The 25,058-nt window shown below is 67.1% G+C and carries 17 protein-coding genes, 1 tRNA gene and 1 pseudogene; 5 read left to right on the top strand and 14 right to left on the bottom strand.

Going from position 1 to position 25,058, the window contains the following annotated elements:
• Positions 1-30 precede the first annotated feature (30 nt).
• Together OSB52_RS08530 and OSB52_RS08525 are read right to left on the bottom strand one after the other, a co-directional pair.
• A complete protein-coding gene (locus OSB52_RS08530; protein ID WP_235722329.1) occupies positions 31-849 on the bottom strand; it encodes an Fpg/Nei family DNA glycosylase in 819 nt (272 codons plus the stop codon).
• 27 nt (positions 850-876) lie between these two features.
• On the bottom strand, positions 877-1,353 hold the full coding sequence (locus OSB52_RS08525; protein ID WP_235722330.1) for a ribose-5-phosphate isomerase: 477 nt from the start codon (positions 1,351-1,353) through the stop codon (positions 877-879).
• A gap of 22 nt (positions 1,354-1,375) precedes the next feature.
• Here OSB52_RS08525 and OSB52_RS08520 point away from each other — a divergent pair, with 22 nt between their 5' ends.
• The gene (locus tag OSB52_RS08520) at positions 1,376-2,419 is read left to right on the top strand and encodes a M48 family metallopeptidase (protein ID WP_372474961.1); all 1,044 of its coding nucleotides are present in this window, start codon (positions 1,376-1,378) and stop codon (positions 2,417-2,419) included.
• 22 nt (positions 2,420-2,441) lie between these two features.
• On the opposite strand, the pseudogene OSB52_RS08515 reads toward OSB52_RS08520, so the two are convergent.
• Positions 2,442-3,073: pseudogene (locus OSB52_RS08515) on the bottom strand (mycothiol-dependent nitroreductase Rv2466c family protein).
• Positions 3,074-3,193: 120 nt separating this feature from the next.
• Here OSB52_RS08515 and pepN point away from each other — a divergent pair.
• Entirely contained in the window at positions 3,194-5,803 is a 2,610-nt protein-coding gene (gene pepN, locus OSB52_RS08510) for an aminopeptidase N (protein ID WP_266061265.1), read from the top strand.
• A gap of 146 nt (positions 5,804-5,949) precedes the next feature.
• Here pepN and OSB52_RS08505 read toward each other — a convergent pair whose 3' ends face one another.
• The 3 genes from OSB52_RS08505 to OSB52_RS08495 all read right to left on the bottom strand — a co-directional run bounded on the left by OSB52_RS08505 (position 5,950) and on the right by OSB52_RS08495 (position 7,487).
• Positions 5,950-6,447, bottom strand: a complete 498-nt coding sequence (locus OSB52_RS08505) for a DUF5130 family protein (protein ID WP_266061264.1) — start codon at positions 6,445-6,447, stop codon at positions 5,950-5,952.
• Complete coding sequence (gene ctaJ, locus OSB52_RS08500) at positions 6,434-6,682, bottom strand: aa3-type cytochrome oxidase subunit CtaJ (protein WP_235722334.1); 249 nt, start codon at positions 6,680-6,682, stop codon at positions 6,434-6,436. Before ctaJ ends, OSB52_RS08505 begins: the two co-directional genes overlap by 14 nt.
• Positions 6,683-6,821: 139 nt before the next feature.
• On the bottom strand, positions 6,822-7,487 hold the full coding sequence (locus OSB52_RS08495; protein WP_266061263.1) for an HNH endonuclease: 666 nt from the start codon (positions 7,485-7,487) through the stop codon (positions 6,822-6,824).
• 160 nt (positions 7,488-7,647) lie between these two features.
• Here OSB52_RS08495 and OSB52_RS08490 point away from each other — a divergent pair, with 160 nt between their 5' ends.
• Positions 7,648-8,088, top strand: a complete 441-nt coding sequence (locus OSB52_RS08490) for a globin (protein WP_266061262.1) — start codon at positions 7,648-7,650, stop codon at positions 8,086-8,088.
• Between the two features lie 68 nt (positions 8,089-8,156).
• Positions 8,157-10,223, top strand: a complete 2,067-nt coding sequence (locus OSB52_RS08485; RefSeq protein ID WP_266061261.1) for a glycoside hydrolase family 13 protein — start codon at positions 8,157-8,159, stop codon at positions 10,221-10,223.
• 9 nt (positions 10,224-10,232) lie between these two features.
• On the opposite strand, the gene OSB52_RS08480 is transcribed toward OSB52_RS08485, so the two are convergent.
• The 7 genes from OSB52_RS08480 to OSB52_RS08450 all read right to left on the bottom strand — a co-directional run bounded on the left by OSB52_RS08480 (position 10,233) and on the right by OSB52_RS08450 (position 23,261).
• Complete coding sequence (locus tag OSB52_RS08480; protein ID WP_266061260.1) at positions 10,233-10,928, bottom strand: DUF8010 domain-containing protein; 696 nt, start codon at positions 10,926-10,928, stop codon at positions 10,233-10,235.
• Complete coding sequence (locus OSB52_RS08475) at positions 10,925-11,386, bottom strand: acyl-CoA thioesterase (protein WP_235722339.1); 462 nt, start codon at positions 11,384-11,386, stop codon at positions 10,925-10,927. The genes OSB52_RS08480 and OSB52_RS08475 overlap by 4 nt, the downstream gene beginning before the upstream one ends.
• A 131-nt stretch (positions 11,387-11,517) precedes the next feature.
• The gene (locus OSB52_RS08470; protein ID WP_266061259.1) at positions 11,518-13,746 is read right to left on the bottom strand and encodes a molybdopterin-dependent oxidoreductase; all 2,229 of its coding nucleotides are present in this window, start codon (positions 13,744-13,746) and stop codon (positions 11,518-11,520) included.
• 67 nt (positions 13,747-13,813) lie between these two features.
• Positions 13,814-18,643, bottom strand: coding sequence for an NAD-glutamate dehydrogenase (locus OSB52_RS08465; RefSeq protein ID WP_266061257.1), 4,830 nt, complete (start codon positions 18,641-18,643; stop codon positions 13,814-13,816).
• Positions 18,644-18,796: 153 nt separating this feature from the next.
• On the bottom strand, positions 18,797-20,470 hold the full coding sequence (gene ettA / locus OSB52_RS08460) for an energy-dependent translational throttle protein EttA (RefSeq protein WP_266061255.1): 1,674 nt from the start codon (positions 20,468-20,470) through the stop codon (positions 18,797-18,799).
• 180 nt (positions 20,471-20,650) lie between these two features.
• Positions 20,651-21,106 (bottom strand): single-stranded DNA-binding protein, encoded by a 456-nt coding sequence (locus OSB52_RS08455; protein WP_266061252.1) that lies wholly within the window; start codon positions 21,104-21,106, stop codon positions 20,651-20,653.
• A 127-nt stretch (positions 21,107-21,233) separates the two neighbouring features.
• Positions 21,234-23,261, bottom strand: coding sequence for a bifunctional copper resistance protein CopD/cytochrome c oxidase assembly protein (locus OSB52_RS08450; protein ID WP_266061249.1), 2,028 nt, complete (start codon positions 23,259-23,261; stop codon positions 21,234-21,236).
• Positions 23,262-23,317: 56 nt separating this feature from the next.
• Here OSB52_RS08450 and OSB52_RS08445 point away from each other — a divergent pair.
• Positions 23,318-23,391: transfer RNA gene (locus OSB52_RS08445), tRNA-Arg, on the top strand.
• Positions 23,392-23,702: 311 nt separating this feature from the next.
• Here the strand turns inward: OSB52_RS08445 and OSB52_RS08440 are convergent.
• Positions 23,703-24,974, bottom strand: coding sequence for a uracil-xanthine permease family protein (locus OSB52_RS08440; RefSeq protein ID WP_266061247.1), 1,272 nt, complete (start codon positions 24,972-24,974; stop codon positions 23,703-23,705).
• Positions 24,975-25,058: the final 84 nt, after the last annotated feature.

Genomic DNA, 25,058 nt, shown 5'->3' with positions numbered 1-25,058 from the left:
CCCACAACACTTCTCCCGCTCGGGAAGACCTCAGATCTGACAGGTCGGACACCAGTAGAGGTTGCGGCCATCCAACTCCGCGGTCCGCACGGTCGTCGCGCAGATCCGACACGGTTCGCCCGCGCGCCGATACACGTAGGTTCGCGGCCGGTCCGGTGCATACGACCCGGGTCCGCGATCGTCCTCACGTCGGACCACATGGATGCGGCCGCGTCGCACCCCAATTCGCATGAGTCCCACCAGATCGTCCCAGACCGCTGCGACATCGGCGGCCGGTACCGACCGGCCCTCGCGGTAGGGATCTATCCGGGCCCGGAACAGCACCTCCGCGCGGTAGACGTTGCCGATTCCGGCGACCACCTTCTGGTCCATCAGCAGCGCTCCGATAGGCCGGCGTGATCGTGCGATGGCGGCGAGCATCGGTGTCGGATCGGCGTTTCGGCGGAGCGGATCGGGCCCCAACCGGGCGATCAACTCGTCGAGGTCGGTCGGCGTGAACAACTCACACGCCGTCGGGCCACGCAGATCGGTGCCGACCTGCGGACCCTCGATGCGCAGCCGCACCTGCCCCACCGGAGCAGCCAGAGGTGCCGGCGCTTCGGTGAAACTTCCATACAGCCCCAGGTGCACGTGGATCATCCGCCGGCCCGCCCGCCCAGTGGTACCGAGCGGGCGATAGTGCTGGATCAGATGCTTACCCCACGCCTCGGCCTTTGCGAAGACCATGCCGTCGACGACAGCGGCGCCGTCGGCGAATCGGCCTTGAGGACTGGACACCCGCACCGGCTCACCGCCGAAAACTCGTTGCTGACGACGCGCCAGACGATGCAGGGTATGACCCTCGGGCATGTCGGCTGCTCCGCTGCGGCCGGTGAATCAGTTGGCGCCGGGCACCGCAGGCGCCTCGCCGGTGCGCTCGTACTCGGCGAGGATGTCGATGCGGCGCTGGTGGCGAGGTTCTTCCGACCAGGCCGTCGCGACGAACGCGTCCACGATCGCGAACGCCTCGTCGGTGCTGTGCATCCGCCCACCGATGCCGATGAGCTGGGCGTTGTTGTGCTGTCGGGCCAGTTGCGCGGTTTCCACGCTCCAGGCCAGCGCGCAACGCGCCCCCGGCACCTTGTTCGCCGCGATCTGCTCGCCGTTACCGCTGCCGCCCAACACGATTCCCAGGCTGCCGGGATCGGCGACGGTCCGGCGGGCCGCATCGATGCAGAAGGCCGGATAGTCGTCGAGCGCGTCATAGACGTGCGCCCCGCAGTCCACGACCTCGTGGCCGGCCGACCGGAGGTGGTCGGCGATGAGGTTCTTCAGTTCGAATCCGGCATGGTCGGCACCGAGGTAGACACGCATGGCGTCACTATAGATTGGTCGCGTGGACGCACAATCGCCGATACCCAATGTTCCCGGCGTCGCCGATCCCTCCGCCGGCCAGATCAACAGGTCCGGCGGCGACCAGCGGCCGATCCAGGCGGGCGAGACGCCTCGTGACGGATTCTGGCTGCCGCCGGCCCACTACGCGGGACGTCCGCGGCTGCATCCGTGGGAGATCCCGATGCTGATCGCCGTCATCACCGTGACCCTGGTGGGATATCTCGCCATCGTCTGGCTGGTGCTCCTCGGCACGTTCAGTGACTATTTCCTGTTCCTGCTGGCGCTTCCGTTGGTCCTGCTGCTCATCCGCGGTCTGACCTACGCACAGCCACGGGTCAACGGCGTGCAGATGACACCCACCCAGTTCGCCGACGGCCACCGGATGGTGGTCGAGGCGGCCGCGCGCTACGGCCTGGAGTATGTACCCGACGCGTATGTGGTGCTGGGCAACGGCATGATCAACGCCTTCGCCTCCGGCCACGGCTTCCGCCGGTTCGTGGTGGTGTACTCCGACCTGTTCGAGGTGGGTGGGCGCGCCCGCGACCCGCAAGCCCTCGAGTTCATCATCGGCCACGAGGTGGGCCACATCGCCGCCGGACACACGTCGTATTGGCGCCAACTCGCCACCAGCGTCGGCATGAACATCCCGTTGGTCGGCTCGGCCCTGTCCCGGGCGCAGGAGTACACCGCCGACAACTACGGCTACTACACCCGACCGGCCGGTGTGCCCGGCGTCATCGGTGTCCTCTCCGCAGGCAAGTACATGCTGTCAGCGGTGGATTTCGACCAGTTCGCCGATCGCGCCACACAGGAACGCGGCTTCTTCACCTGGGCGACCAATGCGTTGGCGACCCACCCGGTGCTCACCTGGCGTGCGGCCGCACTGCGTGACCGTACCCGGGCGGGTGCGATGCTGTTCCGCCCGCGCACCATCGTGCGCGGGGTGGGCAGCGGCAATGTCGTCGCCGTCGTGCCGCCGCCCCACCCGGCCGCGGTCGCCGCGGGATCGCTGCCGAACGGTCTACAGATGCCGCCCAAGCTCTGACCTCCCCGGGCGGAAGCCTCGATCAGTCGAACTGCGGCGACTCGTCGCGGGAGCGCTTGAGTTCGAAGAAGTGCGGGTACGAGGCGAGCGCAACCGCGCCGTCCCACACCGTGCCCGCGGTCTCGCCACGCGGAATCCGCGAGAGCACCGGCCCGAAGAAGGCGGTGCCGTTGACGTGGATGGTGGGCGTGCCGACATCGTCGCCGACCTTGTCCATGCCCTCGTGATGGCTCGTGCGGATGTAATCGTCGAACTCCTCGGACTCCACCGCCGAGGCCAGCGCCGGGTCCAGCCCCACCTCGGCCAGCGATTCGGCGATCACCTGATCGAGATCGTCGATGCCCTTGTTGTGGATGCGGGTCCCCATCGCGGTGTAGATCGGGGCGAGGACCTCCTCCCCCGCTGCGCGACCGCTGCCGCGATCACCCGAACCGGGCGCCACGCCGACTGCAGTTTCTCTCGGTACTCGTCCGGGATGTCCTTGTTCTCGTTGAGGACCGCGAGGCTCATGAGATGGAAGTTCACATCAATAGGCCGCACCTGCTCGGCCTCCAGAATCCACCGAGACGTGATCCAGCACCATGGGCACAACGGGTCGAACCAGAAGTCCACCCGATCCCGCTTATCTCCTGCTGTGTGCGTCGCTGCCGTCATGGAGCTCCCCTCCTGGTATCCGAGGTCAAACCACTTCCCCGACTGCAACCACGTGACTCGCGGATCATTCCCGTTAAGCTGGCCAGCGGACCGCGATTCGAGAGGTGGATGAACCCGACTGTGACTGCTCCGAACCTGACCAGAGACCAAGCACGCGATCGTGCCGCGACGGTCGACGTCGGCAATTACGCGATCGAACTCGACCTGACCGATGGTCAGGGCAAACCCGGTGTGACGACCTTCCGATCGGTGACGACGGTGACGTTCACCGCGACCGCCGGGTCCGACAGCTTCATCGATCTCGTCGCCCCGAAGCTGGTCTCGGCAACCCTCAACGGCACCGATCTCGACGTCTCCGACTTCGATGAATCCGAGGGCATCAGGCTGCCGTCGCTGGCGGCCGAGAACACCCTGACCGTGGTGGCCGAATGCGCGTACTCGAACACCGGCGAGGGCCTGCACCGGTTCGTCGATCCCACCGACGAATCGGTCTACTTGTACTCACAGTTCGAAACAGCCGACGCCAAACGCATGTTCGCCTGCTTCGACCAGCCGGACCTGAAGGCCACCTACACCATCACCGTCACCGCGCCGGCGGACTGGAAGGTGATTTCCAATGCGGCACTGGTGAACACGCTGCAGGTCGAAACCGGGCCGAACGGCGAGCGCATCCATCGGTTCCGTGAGACACCGTTGATGAGCACCTATCTGGTCGCATTGATCGCCGGTCCGTACGCGGAATGGACCGACACCTACAGCGACGACCACGGCACCATCCCGCTGGGCATCTACTGCCGCGCCTCGCTCGCCGAGCACATGGACGCCGACCGTCTGTTCACCGAGACCAAACAGGGATTCGGCTTCTACCACAAGAACTTCGGCATCCCGTACGCGTTCGGCAAGTACGATCAGCTGTTCGTGCCGGAGTTCAACGCGGGCGCCATGGAGAACGCGGGCGCGGTGACCTTCCTCGAGGACTACGTCTTCCGTTCCCGGGTGACCAAGTATCTCTACGAGCGCCGCGCCGAGACCGTTCTGCACGAGATGGCGCACATGTGGTTCGGTGATCTGGTCACCATGGACTGGTGGGACGACCTCTGGCTCAACGAGTCCTTCGCCACCTTCGCGTCGGTGTTATGCCAGTCGGAGGCCACCGAGTACACCAACGCCTGGACCACCTTCGCCAACGTCGAGAAGTCGTGGGCCTACCGGCAGGACCAGCTGCCCTCGACACATCCCGTGGCCGCCGACATCCCCGACATCGCGGCCGTCGAGGTGAACTTCGACGGGATCACCTACGCCAAGGGCGCGTCGGTGCTCAAGCAGCTCGTCGCCTATGTGGGACTGGAGGACTTCCTCGCCGGTCTACGTGACTACTTCTCCGCGCACCAGTTCGGTAACGCCACCTTCGCAGATCTGCTGTCCGCGCTGGAGAAGTCGTCCGGGCGCGACCTGTCCGATTGGGGCACCCAGTGGCTCAAGACGACCGGCATCAACGTGATGCGACCGGACTTCGAGGTCGACAGCGACGGGAAGTTCACCCGCTTCACCATCGTCCAGGACGGGGCCGCACCCGGGGCCGGCGAAACCCGCGTACATCGTCTGCGGGTGGGCGTCTACGACGACGACGACGGCTCGGGGACCCTCACCCGCACCGCCAGCGCGGAGCTCGACGTCGAGGGTGAACGTACCGACGTCGCCGATCTCATCGGGGTCGGTCGTGGGGCTTTGGTTTTGCTCAACGACGACGACCTCACCTACGCATCGGTCCGTCTCGACCCCGAATCGTTGGCCACGGCCACCGCGCGGATCGGTGACATCGCCGACCCCATGCCGCGGACGCTGGTCTGGTCGGCCACCTGGGAGATGACCCGTCAGGCCGAGATGGCCGCGCGCGATTTCATCGAACTGGTCTCGCGCGGCATCGCCGCCGAGTCCGAGATCGGTGTGGTGCAGCGCGTGCTCATGCAGGCGACCAGCGCCCTGGAGGCCTACGCCGACCCGGGCTGGGTCGCGCAGGAGGGTCGACCCGCGTTCAGCGCCCGCCTGCTGGAACTGGCGCGCGGCGCCGGCGATGGCTCCGATCATCAGCTCGCGTTCGTCAACACCCTGCTCGCGGGCCGGTTGAACGACGATCAGGTCCCTGTCGTGCGCGCCCTGCTCGACGGGACCGATCCCGCCGACCACGGCCTGGCCGGTCTGGTGGTGGACACCGACATGCGGTGGAAGTTGGTGCGCGCATTGGCGACCGTCGGTGCGATCGACACCGACGCGGCGTCATCCCCGGTGATCGACGCCGAGGCAGCCCGCGACAACACCGCCACCGGGCAACGGCAGGCGGCCGCCGCCCGTTCGTCGCGCCCGCTCGCCGAGGCCAAGGCGCAGGCATGGCGTCAGGCCACCGAGGACGACTCGTTGTCGAACATCTACACGCGCACCATGATCGAGGGCTTCGCTCGGCCTGGGCAGGGTGAGCTGCTCACCGATTACGTGGCCAAGTACTTCGCCGCCGTCCCCGACATCTGGGCGCGTCGGTCCAGCGAGGTCGCGCAGACCGCGGTCATCGGGCTTTATCCGCACTGGGCCATCGACGAGGCCGCGCTGTCGGCAGCCGACGAGTTCCTGGCCGCCGATCATCCTCCCGCCCTCAAGCGGCTGATCTCCGAAGGCCGCGACACCGTCGCACGATCGCTTCGGGCGCGCCGATTCGACGCCGAATCGGCGTCCTGACGTCCGATCCCGAGGATTCTGGCCGCAGTTTCCGGTTCCGGCTTGGACACGAAACTGCGGCCAGAGCCTGCAGGTGCGGCCAGCACCGTCTCATAGCAACGGCGGCCCGCTCACCGAGGTGAGCGGGCCGCCGTTGACGGGATGGGTCAGGAGGCCGCGGCTGCGGTGGACATCACGCGCAGCGCTGCGATCAGACCGTCGATCAGGTCTCCCTGTCGGAAGCTGGTGACCGCCGCGGTCACGCCCAGCTGGGCGACGCGGTCGTTGACGCGGTCGGCAACGTCGACGCCCGACACGACCACCACATCATGGCTGTTGGGCGAGACCGCGATCAAGGCTCCGTTGGCCGGTTCCGGCGCGCGCAGCAGGACGGCGCGGGCGTCGGCAACCGCGTCGGTGCCCAGCTCGCCGATGAACACCGAGAACCGCACGTAGGCCTTCTCGCTCGCCGCCTTCAGGGCCTCGTCGAGCCCGATGAGTTCCTCGCGGGTGAACGGCGGCGTCGTGGGAGCCTGTCCCGGGTATCGGGTGCCCGATACCCGTCCGCCGTTGGTGACGACCGTGCCGATCGGCAGCGCACTCGCCGCTGCCGAGGCGACGGCGACGTCACCATGCTGTCCGGATACCACCTCACCACTTGCCACTGGCCGAACCTCCGTCCGCGTCGGTCGCTTCTGCATGATGCGCCAACGTCATCGGCTCGATGTCGGTGGCACTGAACAGCAGCGGCTCGTGCTCCCACTGCTGGTCGAGGGTGTAGTTCTGCACCTTCGGATACTTCACGTCGTTCGGGACGGCCATCGCGACGACGCAGCCGATCACGAACAGAACACAGATGACCGTGACGGGCACTCCGATGGCGACGATCAGGTTGTCCATGCCACCCTTTCGATCAGTTGATGCTGAGGGCTGTTGCCGGTGCCTGCAGCCACTGCGGCGCAGGTCGTGTGATCAATCTAGCCCACCACGTGACGCCGCGGGCATCGACCCCTACAGCGCGTCGTAGATGGTGAGCCGATCAGGCGGCGCCGGCGTCGATGTACTGCGTCCACACCGGGTCGATGTCCTTGATCGTGGCGAGCAGCCGCCAGTGACGTCCCTTCGGGGCCGATGGCGTCGTGCGCAGCTTCCAGCCCAATTCGCTGAGCAAATGGTCGGCCTTGCGGTGGTTGCAGCTCGCACAACAGGCCACACAGTTGTCCCACGAATGTGCTCCACCCCGGCTGCGCGGCACCACGTGGTCGATGGTCGTCGCCTTCGCTGCGCAGTAGCCGCACCGGAACCGGTCCCGATGCATCAGTGCGGCGCGGGTCATCGGGATGACGGCCCGGTAGGGAACCTTGACGAACGAGCGCAGCCGGATCACCGAGGGCACCGGCACCGACAGGTCGGCCGAATGGACCAGCAGGCCGTTGTCGTCGGCGTGCACCACGTCGGCACGTTCCCGAAGCACCAGCACGATCGCCCGACGCAAGGAGACCGCCGTGAGCGGCTCGTAGGTGGCATTGAGCAGCAGCACACGGCGCCGACCCCACAGCGAAGCGCCCGCCGAGGACGAGGCGATCGGCGAGCCCACCTGCGTCACGGAATCCAGATCGCGACCGCCTGGCACAGTCGCGAGAGCGCGGACACGCGGCCGGGCGCCTTCTACCGAGGTCACCGACGTTGCGTTCCTGGACTTCATACGCGTCTCCCACCTGAACACCGACGAGGTCAAGTTGACCACGGAACAGACCCGTTTGCACGACAATTCTGCGTGTCCATGCAGGTCGGCAACGTGAACAACCGATGACGCACCTCCCCGACCCGCATCGGTGTTGATGAGTGCGCGGGTGGTCAGGACAATGGGGATCGTGAGCAGTCAGGTCCCCGGTGGCATCCAGCCCAGCACCCCCGCGACGCAACGCACCTTCTATGAGGAGGTGGGAGGCGCGGAGACGTTCCGAAAGCTCACCGCCAGGTTCTACGAAGAGGTCGCCGCCGACGAGGTGTTGCGGCCGCTCTACCCCGAGGAGGACCTCGGTCCCGCCGAACGACGCCTGCGCATGTTCCTCGAACAGTACTGGGGTGGCCCGCGCACCTACTCCGACGAGCGCGGGCACCCGCGCCTGCGTATGCGTCACCACCCGTTCCGGGTCGGGCCGATCGAGCGGGATGCGTGGTTGCGTTGTATGCACATCGCAATCGCGTCGATCGATGCCGAGACACTCGACGACGCGCACCGGCGGGCGCTGGTCGATTACATGGAGATGGCGGCGAATTCCATGATGAACTCGCCTGTGTGACACGCCGGGTGCGGGCACGACGCGCCGACGCCACCTGGGGGACTCACCGAAAACACAGGTAAGGCACAATGACGACGGTGAGCGACGAGACATCCAAGGATGGCCCCGCCGCACCGGAATCAGACGGTGCGGACCAGGCATCGCAGGGCGAGACCGACGCCGCCGCCGCGACTCCGACAGATCCCGAAGCCCCGGACCCCGAGCTTTCGGATTCCGATGGCCCCGATCTCGATGCCTCAGCAGCAGACGACACCGCAGCGGCCGAATCCGAAGCTGCAGAGACCGGCCATGCCACCGTGGAGTCGAGCGCGGTGGCCGACACCGACGAGCCGCCAACAGACGAGGACCACACCGACTCGACCGTCGGCGCGGCGGAGTCAGACGCCGTCGACGACGCCGCGACCGACGACGAGCCTGTGTCCCTGGACACCGAAGCTCCCGAGGCGCCGGACACCGAAGCCGTTGTCGCGCCACCCGCGTCCGCGGCCACGCAGCTCGATCCCGCCGACACGACCTGGTGGAAGTCGGCGATCTTCTACCAGATCTACCCGCGGTCGTTCTCAGATCTGAACGGCGACGGCGTCGGCGATCTCGCCGGAGTCATCGACAAACTCGGCTACCTCGAACTTCTCGGCATCGATGCGATCTGGCTGAGTCCCATCATGCGCTCCCCCATGGCCGACCACGGCTACGACGTGTCCGATCCCCGAGACATCGATCCGCTCTTCGGCGACATCGCGCTCTTCGACGAGTTGATCACCGAAGCGCACGACCGCGACATCCGCGTGACGATGGACCTCGTCCCCAATCACACCAGCGATCAGCACGAGTGGTTTGTCGAGGCGTTGGCCGCCGAGCGCGGCAGCGCTGCCCGCGCCCGCTACATCTTCCGCGATGGGCGGGGAGACGACGGCGAGGAACCACCGAACAATTGGCACAGCGTGTTCGGCGGTCCGGCCTGGACCCGGGTGCCAGATCCCGACGGCAGTCCGGGCCAGTGGTACCTGCACATCTTCGCCGCCGAGCAGCCTGACCTGAACTGGGAGAACCCGGAAGTCTTCGCCGACCTGGAGAAGACGTTGCGGTTCTGGCTGGATCGGGGCGTGGACGGATTCCGCATCGACGTCGCCCACGGCATGGCCAAGCCCGCCGATCTGCCGGACATGGATGTCGAGTCGGCCGGCCTGCTGCAGAATTCCGACGACGACCCGCGCTTCAACAACTATGCGGTACACGACATCCACCGCAAGATCCGGACCGTTCTCGACGACTACCCCGGTGCGGCCAATGTCGGCGAGATCTGGGTGGACGACAACGAGCGTTTCGCCGAGTATCTACGACCGGACGAGCTGCATCTGGGATTCAACTTCCGTCTCGCCAAGGCGACGTTCGATCCGACCTCGATCCGCGATGCGATCGAGAACTCGCTGGAATCGGTGCTGTCGGTGGACGGAACACCCACCTGGACCCTGTCCAATCACGATGTGGACCGCGAGGTCACCCGCTACGGACGGCTCTCCCCCGTCGGCTCCGACACCGATCCCGACGGTGCGAGCGACACAGACTCGCCCACGGTGGATGTCGATCTGGGCATCCTCCGCGCGCGGGCGATGCTGCTGGTGGAACTGGCACTGCCGGGCACGGTGTTCATCTACAACGGGGCCGAGTTGGGATTGCCGAACGCCGACCTGCCCGACGACGCGCTGCAGGACCCGGTGTGGGAGCGGTCCGGACACACCGAACGGGGCCGCGACGCATGTCGGGTTCCGTTGCCGTGGGAGGGCTTCGAGCCGCCCTATGGCTTCAGCAGCAACCCGGACACCTGGCTGCCGATCCCCGACTCGTGGACGCGATTCACCGTCGAAGCGCAGTTGGAGGACGTCGGCTCGACCCTGTCGCTGTACCGGCAGGCCATCGAGATGCGGTATCAGCGACCGGAATTCGACGGCGACACGGTCGAATGGTATGGCGCACCCGAGGGTTGTCTGGCCTTCCGGCGTTCGGTGGGTCACCTGGTGTGTGCACTCAACACCTCCGACGTGCCGGTCGGGCTGCCCCCGGGCGAGGTCCTGTTGACCAGCTACCCGCTCATCGACGGGCAGCTGGCCCCGAACTCGGCGGCCTGGCTGGTCTGAATCGACGCCTCACCGGGGCGTCATGGACAGACGTTCGCGACGCTGGAAGACCGACCCGTATCGCGCATCGATCCGAATCCATGCGCCCGACAGGCGAATTCGTACTGGTTCAGCTGGATCGATGAGCTCGATCGGTGACGTCTCGGTCACCTCGCGGCCCTCGGCGTCCCGGACGAAGCCCATTGCGGTCAGCGCGAACAGCGAGCGCATCGAGACCGCGGCGCGACCCTCGGTGCCCGACCCGGAGACCTCGAGGACGTCCTGGTCCAGCAGACCGGTGGCCGGCCCGTGGGCGCTGCCTTCGTTGCGGGCCAGATGCGCACCACCGCGCGACAACTCGACGACGGTTCGGGCGGGGACATCGTCGAGTTGGGCGAACCCGCCGGCCGCCGGCAACGACCCACGCCACGCGCTCTCCATCCCGAAACCGGGGTCTATATGCTCGCCGGGCGCGGCAGTGGTCAGCGAGGCACGCAGAGCCGCTGCGTCGCAGACGAGGTCGTCGGGTCGTTGCCGACCGAACACCGATCTGCCCGCGAGTACGTCGAAACCCGTGGTGACCCAGAGACCGATCAGCCCGTCTGGCCGGGCGGCGATCCGAACCACGGCGGCGTCGTCGAGCCGCAGCGCGCGCCCCAGAAACGCAATGGCGTCGGCCCGGTCGTCGGCGCCGGTGAGCGTGATGTGACGCTCGGGGTCCGTCATCGGTTCGCCTGCTGATCACGTCGGAACGACGCCAAGTAGTCCTTCTCCGGTGCGGTCAGGCGACGCAGTCGTTGTGCATCGACGTCGAAGGCGACCAATTGGGTGGTGGCGGTGACCGCGGGCTTGGCGCCGGGCGGATCGGTAGCGCGGCGGACTTCGTAGCCGACGGTGAAGTCGACGGCCCGCAGTTGCTCGACGAACATCGTGACCACGATCGGCCCCTCGTCGTGGCGCACCTGCTCGCGGTAGCGAACATGCAGATCGGACACGACACATCCGTGGCGAAGGGCCGCGGTCGGCCGCTCGTCGTAAAACAACCACGGGATGCGCGCCTCCTCGATCAGCGTCACCATCCGTGCGTGGTTGATGTGTGCGAAGACATCCATGTCCGACCAGCGGACGGGCACCCGCACCACGTAGCCGGCCTCGGTTGTGGTTCCTTCGTCTTCGTAGCGCACTCGACTCCTCCCTGACGGTGATCCGACCGCGTTCCGACGACCTCGACAGTCCCTGGTCGGTTGCGTCCCAACCCTACGCACCCGGCATCCTCGCCCCCGACAGCGCTCGTGCGAGGTCCCAGCGAGAGCGTTCAGACCGGGGCGATCTCCACGGGCAGCCCGTTCAGGGTCACCGTCCCCGACAACGGGTCCATCCGACTGCCGTCGTTGAGTTGGTTCACGTTGGCCCCGGGTGCGGCGGCGGCCACCGACAAACGGGTACCGGCGAGGTCGTGGCCCCAGCCGTGCGGCAGGGACACGACTCCCGGCAGGATGTCGGCGCTCAGTTCCACGGGCACCGTCACTTCGCCGCCCGGGCCGCGGACGACGGCGATGTCGTCGAGGCCGAGCCGGTTCGCGTCGTCGGGATGTACGTGCAGGGTGCAGCGATTGCTGCCGCCGGACAGCGCGGTCAGGTTGTGCATCCAGCTGTTGTTGGATCGCAGGTTGCGGCGGCCGATCAGCACCAGACCCTGCGGCGCGCGGTCGAGCGCGGTGCGCAGCCGTTCGACATCGGCGACGAGGTCGTCGGCGGCGAGCTCGACGGTCCCCGATTCGGTGCGCAACACCCCGGGCAGTCGCGGGCGCATCGGGCCCAGGTCGATCCCGTGCGGCGCGGCCAGCACGTCGGCGAGGGTGATGCCATCGTCGCGGGCACCGAACGCGTCCCCGTAGGCACCCAGCCGCAACATCATGTCCAAGCGGCGTTCGTGGCCGGGAGCGTCCGGCAGCATGGCGACCAACTCGGCGACGTCACGGCCCGCGACCGGTGAGTGCGGATCGGTCACCTCTTTGCCAAGGGTGGCCGCGATGACCTGCTCGTCGACCATCGCCGGATCGGCGTCGGTCGATGCGCCGCTGAACCCGAGGATCAGCCGGCACAGGATCTCCGATTCCCCTGGCCGGCCGTCGTCGGTAGGCAAGACCGGCGGTGAGTACCGCGCGGTCGCATGCACCGCGAGGTTGTTCAGAAGGAAGTCGAAGTGCGGGCTGCGTGAGGGCGGTGGCGGCGGGAGGATCACGTCGGCGTGCCGAGTGGTCTCGTTGAGGTAGGGGTCGACACACACAACCAGGTCGGCGGCCTCGAGTGCTCGCGAGAGCCGATCACCGTCCGGCGCAGACAACACCGGGTTGCCGCCGATGGTGATCAGTGCTCGGATGCGACCGTCCCCCGGTGAGTCGAGTTCTTCGGCCAACGCCGCCGCGGGCAGTTCGCCGGCGACCTCGGGATGGCCCGACACCCGGCTGCGCCAACGCCCCGTCCGGAACGGGCGTCCCGGTCTGGGCGGGCGGGGGGCCGGGGCGGTAGGCGGGGTCGGGAACATCACGCCTCCCGGCCGGTCGAGGTTGCCGGTGAGAATGTTGACGGCGTCGATGAGCCAACTGGTGATGGTGCCGAACTCGACGGTGGTGGTGCCCATCCGCCCGTAGACGGCCGCCGAGGGAGCCGCGGCGATCCCGCGCGCAAGATCGCGGATCTCGGTCGCCGACACGCCGCAGTGGTCGGCGACCCGTTCCGGAGCGAAGTCACGCGCCTGCTCACCGAGCGTCTCCACACCGCTGACGTACGGGGCGATCCCGCCGAGGTCGACGGCGACGAGGTCCTCGTCGAACAGTGTGTGCACCACCGCGAACAGGAGCGCGGCGTCGGTGCCCGGCCGCGGCGCGATGTGGGTGTCGGCGAGTTTCGCCGTGCGGGTCCGCGCCGGGTCGATCACCGTCAGGTGCCCACCGCGTTTGCGCAGGGCGGTCAGTTTCCCGGGGAAATCAGCTGCGGTGGTGACACTTCCGTTGGAGACCACGGGATTGGCGCCGATGATGACGAGGTGATCGGTGCGGTCGAGATCGGGCACACAGAACGCGAACGGATTGCCGAACAGATATCCCAGCGCGATCTGTTTGGGCATCTGATCGAGCGTGCTGGCACTGAAGATGTTGGTGGTGCCCAACGTGCGCGCCAACATCGGCGCGTGCAATGCGCCGGCGACGGTGTGCGCGGTGGGGTTGCCCAGATACACACCCACCGCCGTCGCACCGTGGGCAGCGCGGATCGTGCCGACCCGGTCCACGACGGCCTGCAGGGCCTGCGCCCAGTCCGTCTCGACGAGTGCGCCGTCGCGGCGGATGAGTGGCCGGCTGAGACGGTCGGCGTCGTTGTCGAGTTCCGGCAGACTGGCGCCCTTCGGGCATATGTAGCCGTGGCTGAACACATCGTCGGCGTCACCTCGCGCCGAGCGCAGTCGGCCGTCGTCGTCGACGGTCACCGTGAGGCCACAGGTTGCCTCACACAACGGACAGATTCTCAGCGCGGTCCGACCCATGCCTCACGATAAACCGCCCGGCGGGTCGCGTGGCCTCGCCTGCGCGAGATGCACTCCGCAAACGCGCTCAGCGGATCACGCTGCGCAGCTGACGAGCGGCGACCGACAACGTCGCGAGGTCGGGATCGGCGAGCTCATTGATGTCGGTCAGCATCGTGCGCATCCGGGACAACCGCGACGACTGCGACGACTCCCACTCGGCGATCATCTCGCCGGCCGACTCGTCGGGCTCGCCGATCTCCAGGATCTTCAAGGTGATGGCACGCAATGCACCATGCATATCGTCACGAAGCGCCAAGCGCGCCAACGCATGCCAGCGATCGCCATATTCGAGATCGGAGACCGAGGTCAACAGTTCCTCGATGCCGAAGTGTTCCATCACGCCGAAGTAAACCTCACCGACCTCCACCGGGTCACGGTCGGCGATCTCGGCGGCGTCGATGATGTCGAGCAGACAGAAGCGGTGCAGACCGATGGCGACGTCGTGGGCGAGATCCTGCGCCACCCCGGACGCCTGATAGCGCTGCACCCGTCGGTCGACGTCGAGTGCCGAGCTCGACCCCATCCAACTGTCCAGCAACGCCGACAATTCGGTGACCCGGTCTCGGTAGCGGGTGATCTCGGCGGCCATCGCCAGCGGCTGCGGCCGAAAGGCGAGCAACCAGCGCGACGCCCGGAACAGCAGGCGCCGCGCGTAGAGCGTCATCTCGTCGATCATGGTGACCGGCGCGGCGGCGTGCAGCACCCGATCGAACAGCTCGTCGAGTCCGAACACCGCACTGGCCACGACGTAGGCACGCACCCCTTCCTCGGTGGACGCGCCGGCACCCTCCCGAAGGCGGAACAGGTGAGTGGTGCCCGCCTTGTCCACGACGTCGTTGACCAACGTCGTCGTCACGATCTCGCGCCGCAGGCGATGGGAGCGGATGCCACCGCTGAATCCGGTACGCAACGGCACCGGGAAGTATCGGGCCAGCCGCTGGTCGAACACGTCGTTGTCGGGCAGGTCGGTGTCGAGCAGATCCGCCTTGGTCGCCAGCTTGACATGCGCCATCAGCGTGGCGAGCTCGGGCGAGGTCAACCCGCGCCGGGCCTCACCGGCGAACCGTTTACCCAGCTCCCCCGGTTCGGGTAGCGCCTCCAGGTGCAGATCGACGTCGTGGGTGTCGGCGAGGTCGGCCAGTTGGCGGACGTGGACGTCCACGCGTTCCTGCGCGAAGGTGCGGCAGAAGCCGAGTTCGGAATTCTGCGAGATGTTGTCGGCGAGAACCAGATCGGCGACCTCGCCGGTCATCGAGTCGAGCAGCTCGTTGCGGTGTCCGGCGTCGAGGTCGCCCGACGACACCGCGGTGTCGAGCAGGATCTTGATGTTCACCTCGTGGTCGGAGCAGTCGACACCGGCGGAGTTGTCCATCGCGTCGGTGTTCACCCGACCGCCGCACAGATCGAACTCGATACGGCCGCGCTCGGTGGCCCCGAGGTTGCCGCCCTCCCCGATCACCTTGACCCGCAGCTCGTCGCCGTTCACCCGGATGGAATCGTTCGCCTTGTCCCCGACCTCGGCGTCCGACTCCGTCGACGCCTTGATGTAGGTGCCGATCCCGCCGTTCCACAACAGGTCGACCGGTGCGAGCAGCACCGCGCGGATGAGTTCGGGCGGCGACAATTCGGTGATGTCGCCGTCGAGTCCCAGCGCCTCGCGCATCTCGCCGCTGACCGGAATGGATTTCTGGTGCCGCGACCATACTCCGCCTCCCGGACTGATGAGTGCAGGGTCGTAGTCGGCCCACGAGGAGCGCGATAGGTCGGACAGTCGTGCCCGCTCCCCGAACGACACGGCCGCGTCGGGCGTGGGGTCGACGAACACATGCCGGTGGTCGAACGCGGCGACGAGCCGGATGTGTTCGGACAGCAACATCCCATTACCGAAGACATCACCGCTCATGTCGCCCACACCGACGACGGTGAATTCCTGCGACTGGGTGTCCACACCCATCTCCCGGAAATGGCGTTTCACCGACTCCCACGCTCCGCGGGCGGTGATCCCCATCTCCTTGTGGTCGTAGCCGGCCGATCCGCCCGATGCGAAGCCGTCGCCGAGCCAGAACCGGTAGTCGGCGGCCACATCATTGGCGATGTCGGAGAACGACGCGGTCCCCTTGTCGGCGGCCACCACCAAGTACGGATCGTCGCCGTCACGGCGCACCACCGATCGGGCGGGCAGAACCGTCCCGCTCTGTCGGTCGATGTTGTCGGTGACGTCGAGCAACCCGGCGATGAACGCGCGATAGCACGCGATGCCCTCGGCGCGGAACGCATCCCGGTCGGCCGTGGGGTCGTCGGTCGCCGCCGGAGGACGTTTCACCACGAAACCGCCCTTGGCGCCGACCGGCACGATCACGGCGTTCTTCACCGCCTGCGCCTTGACCAGACCGAGGATCTCGGTGCGGAAGTCCTCGCGGCGATCCGACCAACGCAGCCCGCCACGCGCCACCATGCCGAATCGTAGATGCACACCTTCCACGCGCGGTGAGTAGACGAAGATCTCGTGCATGGGCCGTGGTTGCGGGGCCTGGGGAATGTCACGTGGCCGCAGTTTGAACGACATCACCGGCTGATGTCCTCCGTCGTCACCGGAGACGTAGAAGTTGGTACGTGAGGTCGCCGTCACCACGGCCGCGAACGCCGACAGAATCCGGTCGGCGTCGAGGCTGATCACGGATCCGACCTCACGACGCAACGTGGCGAGGGCATCCTCGCGGCGATCGTCGTTGGCCGAATCCGGGTCGAAGGATGCGGCGAACAGCTCGACGAGCCCGCGTGCGACCGCCGGGTGGTCACCGAGAACCGCGGCGACATGCGTGGTGGTGTAGGAGAACCCGCACTGCCGGAGATAGCGGCCGTATGCCCGCAGCATCGCCGCCGAGCGCCAGTCCAGACCGCATCGGATGACCAACTCGTTGATCGCGTCGACCTCGGCGTTGCGGCGCCAGAGCTGCTCGAAGGCGTCGGTGAACCGACTCTGCAGGTCCGCCAGCGAACCCATGTCGATGGTCATGCCCTCGGTGAGGCGCACCCCGAACTCGTACGCCCAGCACGAGGATCCGTCGCCGCGGATCAGGTGATACGGATGCTCGTCGAGGACGTCGAGGCCCAGGCTGTGCAGGACCGGGAGGACATCGGTGAGGGTGGCGGTCTCATCGCACAGGTACAGCGTGAAGGTCCACCGTTCGGTCCGCAGATCCCGACCGTCGGCCGCCCCGCCCGCCAACGTCAACTCTGCCGGGTCGACGTCGACGTCGGCGTCGAGGTCGTCGAGGACCCGCCCCAAGGTCACGGTGACATCACCCGGCGCCAACTGCGTCACGTGAACGAGGTCGGCCAGGGCATCGCGCGGATTCCGCTGTTCCTTGTAGTCGTCGGTGAGCGACGGCAACATGCGCAACACCGCATCGACACCGCCGATCGGCCACGACGCCTCATTCGACTCTGCGGCGATGCGCCCGAGTTCGCGTACCCGTTCGTCCCAGCTGCGGATGATGTCGGCCAGGCGTGCCTGCATGCGCAGGTGCTGCTCGCTGCCGGTGTCCACCGAACCGATCGATCGGACGATGTCGGCGTCCACGCGCACGAGTACCTGCAGCAGGGCCAGCGGCATCTCGCTGACCCGGGCGGTGTACTCGATGGCGGTGCCGCCGAGCGCCCGCAGCAGTTCTGCCTGCAAGGTCAGTCGGGTCTGGGTGTTGTAGCGGTCGCGGGGCAGATACACCAGCGCCGACGCCATTCCGCCGCCCGGGTCCGTACGGACGAACAGCCGAAGCGAACGGGTGGCACCGGCGTCGAGCATCTCGTGGATGCGTCGGCTGAGTTCGGCGTCCGTGGACGCGAACATCTCCACGATCGGGTAGTTCTGCAGCAGTTCGAGCATCGCCTGGCCGGCATAGGAATCATCGTCGACCTGAGCGCGGCTGAGCACACCCTGCACCTTGGCCCGCAGCACGGGGACGTCGAGAACCGTCTGATGCAGACCCGAGGACGTGAACGTGCCGACGAAACGATGTTCGCCGACCTGCGCACCGTCGTCGCCAAATGCCGGGATCTGCAACAGGGTGGGGAAATCGGACCGTTGGATGCCGGTCTCGAGGTACACCCGGGAGACGACCGGGAGCAGCGGCGGACGCGTGGCCACCGGGAAGTCGGCGGTGACGGTATCGGTACGCCAGATACCGAGCCGTGGGCCCACGTCGGTTCCGTCCGTGTGTACCTGCGCATAGCCGAGCGGCAAGAAGTGATTTCCGGCGAACCATTCCAACAGGCGGGCGTACTCCTGACGGTCACCGGCGAGCAGGCCACCCCGACCGGCGATGGGCGCAGTCGCGCACTCGGCGGCCAACCGGGTGAGGGTGGCCCGCATCGTGGCCGCGTCACGGTCCACATCGGCGACGCGGCCGATCACCTCGACGAGATCGGCGCGGAGGGCCTCGGCATCGAAATCCGGCTGACGCGACAACGCCACGACGAAGATCCACGACTCCACCGCGGTGGGATTGTCGGCGACGAAGTCCGAGAGCACTCCGTCCGATGACCGCACCACCGGGATCACCGGATGATCGATCCGACTGACCACCAGATCGTGCGCCTCGACCGTGGCCAGCACGGCCTCCACCAACAACGGCATGTCGTCGTTGACGACGACGATCTCGATTCCGCCGGATTCGGTGCCGGCGACCTCGACCAGTCGTTCCCGGTCGCCTCGCCGTTCGGCGATCTCGAGGTGCCGCCGCACGCGCGCCACATCGTCATCGTCAAAGGTGTCCGGGTCGGGCAACTGCGCGTCGTCGAGCACCGACGACGAACTGAAGTAGCGTGCAATCGCTTGCGGTAGAAGCGATGTCATATTCGTCACCGGCGCTCACCCCGTCGCTGCAGAGGCAGGAACCCCGGAATCTCCGGGGGTGTCCCTCTCCTGCGATCGTAGTGATCCCGACGCCGTCTGGGTCCGCGTTGGACCGCCGCGTGTCCGCCGGGACGGGACACGCGGCCACAGCGGTCAGTCGCGGGTCAGGCGACGGTGGGTAACCCGGTGCGGGCGGGCGGCGTCGGCACCGAGACGTTCGATCTTGTTGGCCTCGTAGGCCTCGAAGTTGCCCTCGAACCAGAACCACTGGCCTTCCTCGACGTTGCCCTCCCACGCCAGGATGTGGGTACAGGTGCGGTCCAGGAACCAGCGGTCGTGGCTGATGACCACGGCACATCCGGGGAACTGTTCGAGTGCGTTCTCCAGCGAGCCGAGGGTTTCCACGTCGAGGTCGTTGGTCGGCTCGTCGAGCAGGATCAGGTTGCCGCCCTCTTTGAGGGTCAGTGCCAGGTTCAGCCGGTTGCGCTCACCACCGGAGAGCACCTCCGAACGCTTCTGCTGGTCGGGTCCCTTGAAGCCGAACGCACTCACGTACGCGCGTGAGGGCATCTCGTTCTGGCCGACCTCGATGAAGTCGTTGCCGTCGGAGACCACCTCCCACACCGTCTTCTTGGGATCGATGTTGGCGCGACCCTGGTCGACGTAACTGAGCTTGACCGTCTCGCCGACCTTGACGTTGCCGGAGTCGGGCTCCTCGAGTCCGACGATGGTCTTGAACAGCGTGGTCTTACCGACGCCGTTCGGACCGATCACGCCGACGATGCCGTTGCGCGGCAGGGTGAACGACAGGTCTTTGATCAGTACCCGCCCGTCGAAACCCTTGTCGAGGTGAGAGACCTCCACCACCACGTCGCCCAGACGCGGCGGGGTGGGGATCTGGATCTCCTCGAAATCGAGCTTGCGGGTCTTCTCCGCCTCGGCGGCCATCTCCTCGTAGCGGGCCAGACGCGCCTTGTTCTTGGTCTGGCGGGCCTTCGCACCCGACCGCACCCAAGCCAACTCCTCCTTGAGTCGGCGCTGCAGCTTCTGATCCTTCTTGCCCTGCACCTCGAGGCGCTCGGCCTTCTTCTCGAGGTAGGTGGAGTAGTTGCCCTCATACGGGTGCAACTTGCCGCGGTCGACCTCACAGATCCAGCCGGCGACATGGTCGAGGAAGTACCGGTCGTGGGTGACGGCGAGAACGGCGCCGGGGTAGGACGCGAGGAACTGCTCGAGCCACAGCACACTCTCGGCGTCGAGATGGTTGGTCGGCTCATCGAGGAGCAGCAGGTCAGGCTTCTGCAGCAGCAACTTGCACAGCGCCACGCGGCGTCGCTCGCCGCCGGACAGGTGGGTGACCGGCGAGTCACCGGGCGGGCAACGGAGGGCGTCCATCGCCTGCTCGAGCTGCGAATCGAGGTCCCAGGCGTCGTTGTTGTCAAGGTCCTCCTGGAGCTTGCCCATCTCTTCCATGAGCTCGTCGGAGTAGTCAGTGGCGAGCTTCTCCGCGATCTCGTTGAAGCGGTCGAGCTTGACCTTGATCTCGCCCATCCCCTCCTCGACGTTCTCCTTGACCGTCTTGTCCTCGTTGAGGGGCGGCTCCTGCAGCAGGATGCCAACGGTCGCGTCGGGATCGAGGAAGGCCTCGCCGTTCGACGGCTGATCGAGCCCGGCCATGATCTTGAGGATCGACGACTTACCCGCACCGTTGGGGCCGACGACACCGATCTTGGCGCCCGGGTAGAAGGACATGGTGACGTCGTCGAGGATGACCTTGTCGCCGTGCGCCTTGCGCACCTTCTTCATGGTGTAGATGAACTCAGCCACTTACAGCGTCTCCTTCAGACCTAGATATCGGTCCCGCAACCGGTCACGGTGAGCACTCTCCGGGGTCGATCCGGCCGTGTCGGCGGGATGGCACAACTTGTCCCCAGCCTAGTGGGCCGACGACCCCCCGGTCGCGGACACCCCGACGCTGGGGGCGCGGGGCGTCCGCGGTGTCACAGGTTAGGCCGCTCTGCGTGTCTCCGCGTCGGGTGCCGCACCGTCGGCGGTCGTCGCGACCGGCCGTGGTGCGGTGTCGTCGGTGGAAGGCTCCTGCCCCGGAGCGCCGTGGAAACTCACCACACACCTGCTCAGGTCCAACCCGACGGCGGTGGCGGTCATTTCCAGGTCGGCGCGCCGCTCGCCGTCCGCGGTGACGTACTCGTTGGTCTTGATCTGACCGTGCGCGATCACCGGGCGCCCCTTGGCCACCGCCTGTGACACACCGGTCAGCAGTCGCCGCCAGCAGCTCACCGTGAGATACAGCGTCGGCCCGTCGATCCATTCCTGGGTGCGTTTGTCGATCCGGCGGGAGTTGCAGGCGACGCGAAACGAGATCACCGCCTCCCCTGTCGTGGTCTGGCGATGACGTGGATCGGACACCACGGTCCCGATGACGGTCGTGTAGGTCTCGTACATGCTCTCGACTCCTCTGTTCGGTGCTCGCCACGTCGTCGCGTGACTGCAGCCAGCATCTCTCCAGAGGTGGCCCCGCAACGGGACCGCGACAACATCTGTGGACAACTCCTCGGGTGTCCCGAACAGGTCACTTGCGCTTGTTGAGTTCCGAGAGCATCTCGTTGTAGCTGTTGAGGTCGGCGTCATGGTCACGCACCGCCCGACGGTCGTAACGACGCGCCTGCCGCTCATCCTGGCGCCGCCATTGCACCAGCAACGCCAGCATGATCACCACCAGCGGGATCTCACCGGTGGCCCAGGCGATCCCCCCGCCCACGCGCTGGTCGTCGAACAGCTCGTAGTCCCAGGGCAGATTGAGCCCGCGGTAGTAGCTCTCGGCGATCACGGCACTGGTCATCATCAGCGCCACGCCGAAGAAGGCGTGGAACGGCAACGAACCCATCACGATGCCGAGTTTGGCCACCGGCGTCACCTGCCGTGGCGCGGGGTCGATACCGATGACGAGCCAGTAGAACAGGTAGCCGCTGACCACGAAGTGCACGTTCATGAGCAGATGCGCCGCGTGGTAGGGAACGATCGTCTCGAACAGGCCGCTGAGGTACAGCAGGTAGAAGCTGCCGACAAAGATGACCGCGGCGATCGCCGGGTGGGTCAGGAACCGCGACGGCGCACTGTGGATGGCCGACTGTATCCATTCCCGCGGGCCCGGCGGATTACCTCGGCCGGCGGGCGGCAGAGCACGTAGCGCCAGGGTCACCGGACCACCGAGCACCAACAGCACCGGGATCATCATCGACATCGACATGTGCGCGATCATGTGCACGCTGAACATCGCAGGCGAGTACCGACCGAGGCCCGACGAGGTGGTGAACAGCAGCAGCGCGCAGCCCAGTATCCAGGCGACGGTGCGGCCCACCGGCCAGTGGTCACCGCGTCGTCGCAAACGCACCACGCCCCGCAGGTACACCACCGCCAGGACGATCGCCAGGGCGCCGAACAGCAGGTCGAATCGCCAGTCGAACGCGATGCGCGCAAGCGTCGGCGGCCCGTCGATGCGGTAGCCGATCTGGTTCTCCACCGCGCTGATGTCGGCGATCTCCCCGGCCGGGGGCGGCGTGCGCGACAACCCCACCGCCAGTCCGAAAGTGATCGCGAAGACCATGACCTCGACGAGCCCGAACCGGACGAACAGAGATCGCTCGGCGGGCTCCTCGGCCAGTCGGGTGATCGTCGCTCGCCGGTGCCACGCGCCGAGTGCCCCCAGGACCACCAACGCAGACACCTTGGCCAGCACCAGCGCGCCGTAGACGTCGGTGAACAGATCCGCGAGTGACATCCGCACCAGTGCGTTGATCACGCCGCTGACTCCGACGACGAGGATCGCCCAGAAAGCGACGCGAGAGAACCGCGCGACCGCCAGCACACGCCACCGGCCACCGGCGAAGGCGTAGAGCAGCACGGCGAAGAGTCCGCCCATCCACACCGTCGCGCCGACGATGTGCAGGATCAGGCTGTTGGTGGCGAGGTCGTGATTGCCGCCGGTCGAGGAATGGCCTGCCAGCGCGATCGGCATCAGGCTCATCACTGCGATGCCGAGTACCGCGACGGTCCACCCCCACCGCAGCACGACGCGGGCGGTCGCGGCGGCGACCAGGGCGAAGACGGCCGTCCACAGCCAGGTACGCGCGTCGGCAACCTGCGAGTACGCGGTGATGAGGTTGGCCGGCCGCATCGTCTCCGAAAGAGGCTGCCCGCTCACGTTGGAGATGGAGAGCGGGATCATCAGCACCGCACAGATGGCCCACGCCAGCGACGCGGACGCGGCGATCCGGATCGCCCGGTACCCGCCGACGTCGAGCACCCCATCGGCCTGGGGTGGCACGAAGAACGCGGCGAACAGCGCGGACCCGACCGCGACCGCGGCCGCTACCTCCCCGACCGCGGTGACCGCCGCAACGCCGTAGGTGGTGATCCACCCAGGATCGGGGACCCCGGCCAGTTCGACCGCCGATGCCGCCGACAGCGCCGTCACCACGATCGCCACGAGACCGGCCAACCATCCCGACGCCCAGGCGAGCCCCGCGACGATGCCGCGCTGCTCACGCATCGAGTCCCGGCCGGACGTGGCCGGAACTGTCGGCGTTGCGCTGGTCATGAGACAACTGTAGGACGGGCTATACTCGCCCACGCTGCCGCCTCAGGGCGGCATCAGCCTCCGTAGCTCAGGTGGATAGAGCAAGGGCCTTCTAATCCCTAGGTCGCAGGTTCGAATCCTGCCGGGGGCACTGTGACATTCCTGCCGACCTCCGGTCGGTGTGCGCCCACTGCGTGGTTGAAAGAGATTCACGCGGGCGCACCGTGACATTCCTGCCGACCTCCGGTCGGTGTGGACATCTGCGCTTCCGGGACCAAGGTCCCGTTGTCCCGCGGAAACCGCGCGCGGCCACCGCCCGACTCGTAACATCCCTCACATGGACTACATGTGGGTGATGCCGGCCGTGGCGTTCGTCTCGTGCGTGATCATCGGGATCGGGTTCGTGATCGGAATACCGGGCAGCAAGGACTGAGCGACCGTGCTCGATGGAGCACGCCCGCGTCAGGTGGTGACCGTCCCCCGCCACCGGCCGATCAGCGCCATCGAGTGGTAGATGGCCAGCGCGGCGCCGGCCCCCAGGGCGATGCCGCCGAAGTTCAGGTCACCGACCTCCCAGGTGAAGTCGGCGATGCCGATCACCAATGGGATGGCCGCGGTGAACTGATTGACCGGCCGTCCGAAGTCCACCCGGTTGGTGACCCAGATGTGCACGCCCAGAATGCCGACCAGGCCATAGAGCGCGGTCGTCACGCCACCGAGCACACCCGGCGGGACCGCGGCGATCACCGCGCCGACCTTGGGCGATAGTCCCAGCAGGATCGCGGCCGCGCCCGCCACCCAGTAGGCGGCGGTCGAATACACCTTGGTGGCCGCCATGACCCCGATGTTCTCGGCGTAGGTGGTGGTCGCCGACCCGCCGCCGCTACCGGCCAGCACGGTGGCCAGGCCGTCGGCGGCCAACGCCCGCCCGATCCTGCGGTCATAGTTGATGCCGGTCATCGTCGACACCGACTTCACGTGGCCGATGTTCTCCACCAGCAGCACCAGCACCACCGGCAGGAACATCGGGATCACCGACAGGTGGAAACTCGGCGCCTGGAACTCCGGCAGGCCGACCCACGCCGCGTCACTGATCCCGGTGGTGTCGACCTTGTCGAAAATCAGCGAGATCACATAGCCGAGGATGACGCTCAGAAAGATGGCCAGTCGGCCCAGCATGCCCCGGAACAGCACCACCGACGCGACCAGTAACACCAGGACCACGGTGGCGATGACCGGATCCTGCTCGTAGTTGGCCTTCGCGGTGGGTGCGAGGTTCAGCCCGATGAGGGCGACGATCGTGCCGGTCACCACCGGCGGCATCAACACCTCGACCCAGCCGATGCCCGCGAAATGCGCGATCGCGCCGATCACCAGCAGTAGCGCGCCCACCACCACGATGCCGCCGAGCGCGGCCGATTGCCCCGTGGACGCAGTCGCGGCGAGTACCGGCGCGATGATCGCGAAACTCGACCCCAGGTAGCTCGGCAGGCGGTTGCGCGTGATGAGCAGGAACAGCAGCGTGCCGATCCCGGAGAACAACAGCGTCGTCGACGGTGGGAAGCCGGTGAGTACCGGCACCAGGAACGTCGCGCCGAACATCGCGACCACGTGCTGCAGGCCGATCCCCACGGTCTTCGACCAGCCAAGCCGTTCGTCCGGGGCGATCACCCCACCACCCTCAACCCGCTGCCAGAACAGGAAACCCCTCGGTCGCGTGTGCGGTGTCGCCATGGGACTCAGTGTGGCGCATGGCGGGTCGGCCTGCGGCCCAACGCGCAAGGTGACCGGCATCACGCGCAGTAAATATGCATCCTG

Origin of the sequence: Gordonia aquimaris (genome assembly GCF_026262595.1) — a bacterium.
Lineage (GTDB): Bacteria > Actinomycetota > Actinomycetes > Mycobacteriales > Mycobacteriaceae > Gordonia > Gordonia tangerina.
This window is presented reverse-complemented; position numbering and strand designations above follow the sequence as displayed.

Bases quoted from the DNA above. Each gene is read 5' to 3' on its own strand.
- OSB52_RS08530 (WP_235722329.1), bottom strand. From the start codon at position 849: ATGCCCGAGGGTCATACCCTGCATCGTCTGGCGCGTCGTCAGCAACGA.
- OSB52_RS08525 (WP_235722330.1), bottom strand. From the start codon at position 1,353: ATGCGTGTCTACCTCGGTGCCGACCATGCCGGATTCGAACTGAAGAAC.
- ctaJ (WP_235722334.1), bottom strand. From the start codon at position 6,682: ATGGACAACCTGATCGTCGCCATCGGAGTGCCCGTCACGGTCATCTGT.
- OSB52_RS08495 (WP_266061263.1), bottom strand. From the start codon at position 7,487: ATGAAGTCCAGGAACGCAACGTCGGTGACCTCGGTAGAAGGCGCCCGG.
- OSB52_RS08490 (WP_266061262.1), top strand. From the start codon at position 7,648: ATGGGGATCGTGAGCAGTCAGGTCCCCGGTGGCATCCAGCCCAGCACC.
- OSB52_RS08485 (WP_266061261.1), top strand. From the start codon at position 8,157: ATGACGACGGTGAGCGACGAGACATCCAAGGATGGCCCCGCCGCACCG.
- OSB52_RS08480 (WP_266061260.1), bottom strand. From the start codon at position 10,928: ATGACGGACCCCGAGCGTCACATCACGCTCACCGGCGCCGACGACCGG.
- OSB52_RS08470 (WP_266061259.1), bottom strand. From the start codon at position 13,746: ATGGGTCGGACCGCGCTGAGAATCTGTCCGTTGTGTGAGGCAACCTGT.
- OSB52_RS08465 (WP_266061257.1), bottom strand. From the start codon at position 18,643: ATGACATCGCTTCTACCGCAAGCGATTGCACGCTACTTCAGTTCGTCG.
- OSB52_RS08455 (WP_266061252.1), bottom strand. From the start codon at position 21,106: ATGTACGAGACCTACACGACCGTCATCGGGACCGTGGTGTCCGATCCA.
- OSB52_RS08450 (WP_266061249.1), bottom strand. From the start codon at position 23,261: ATGACCAGCGCAACGCCGACAGTTCCGGCCACGTCCGGCCGGGACTCG.
- OSB52_RS08440 (WP_266061247.1), bottom strand. From the start codon at position 24,974: ATGGCGACACCGCACACGCGACCGAGGGGTTTCCTGTTCTGGCAGCGG.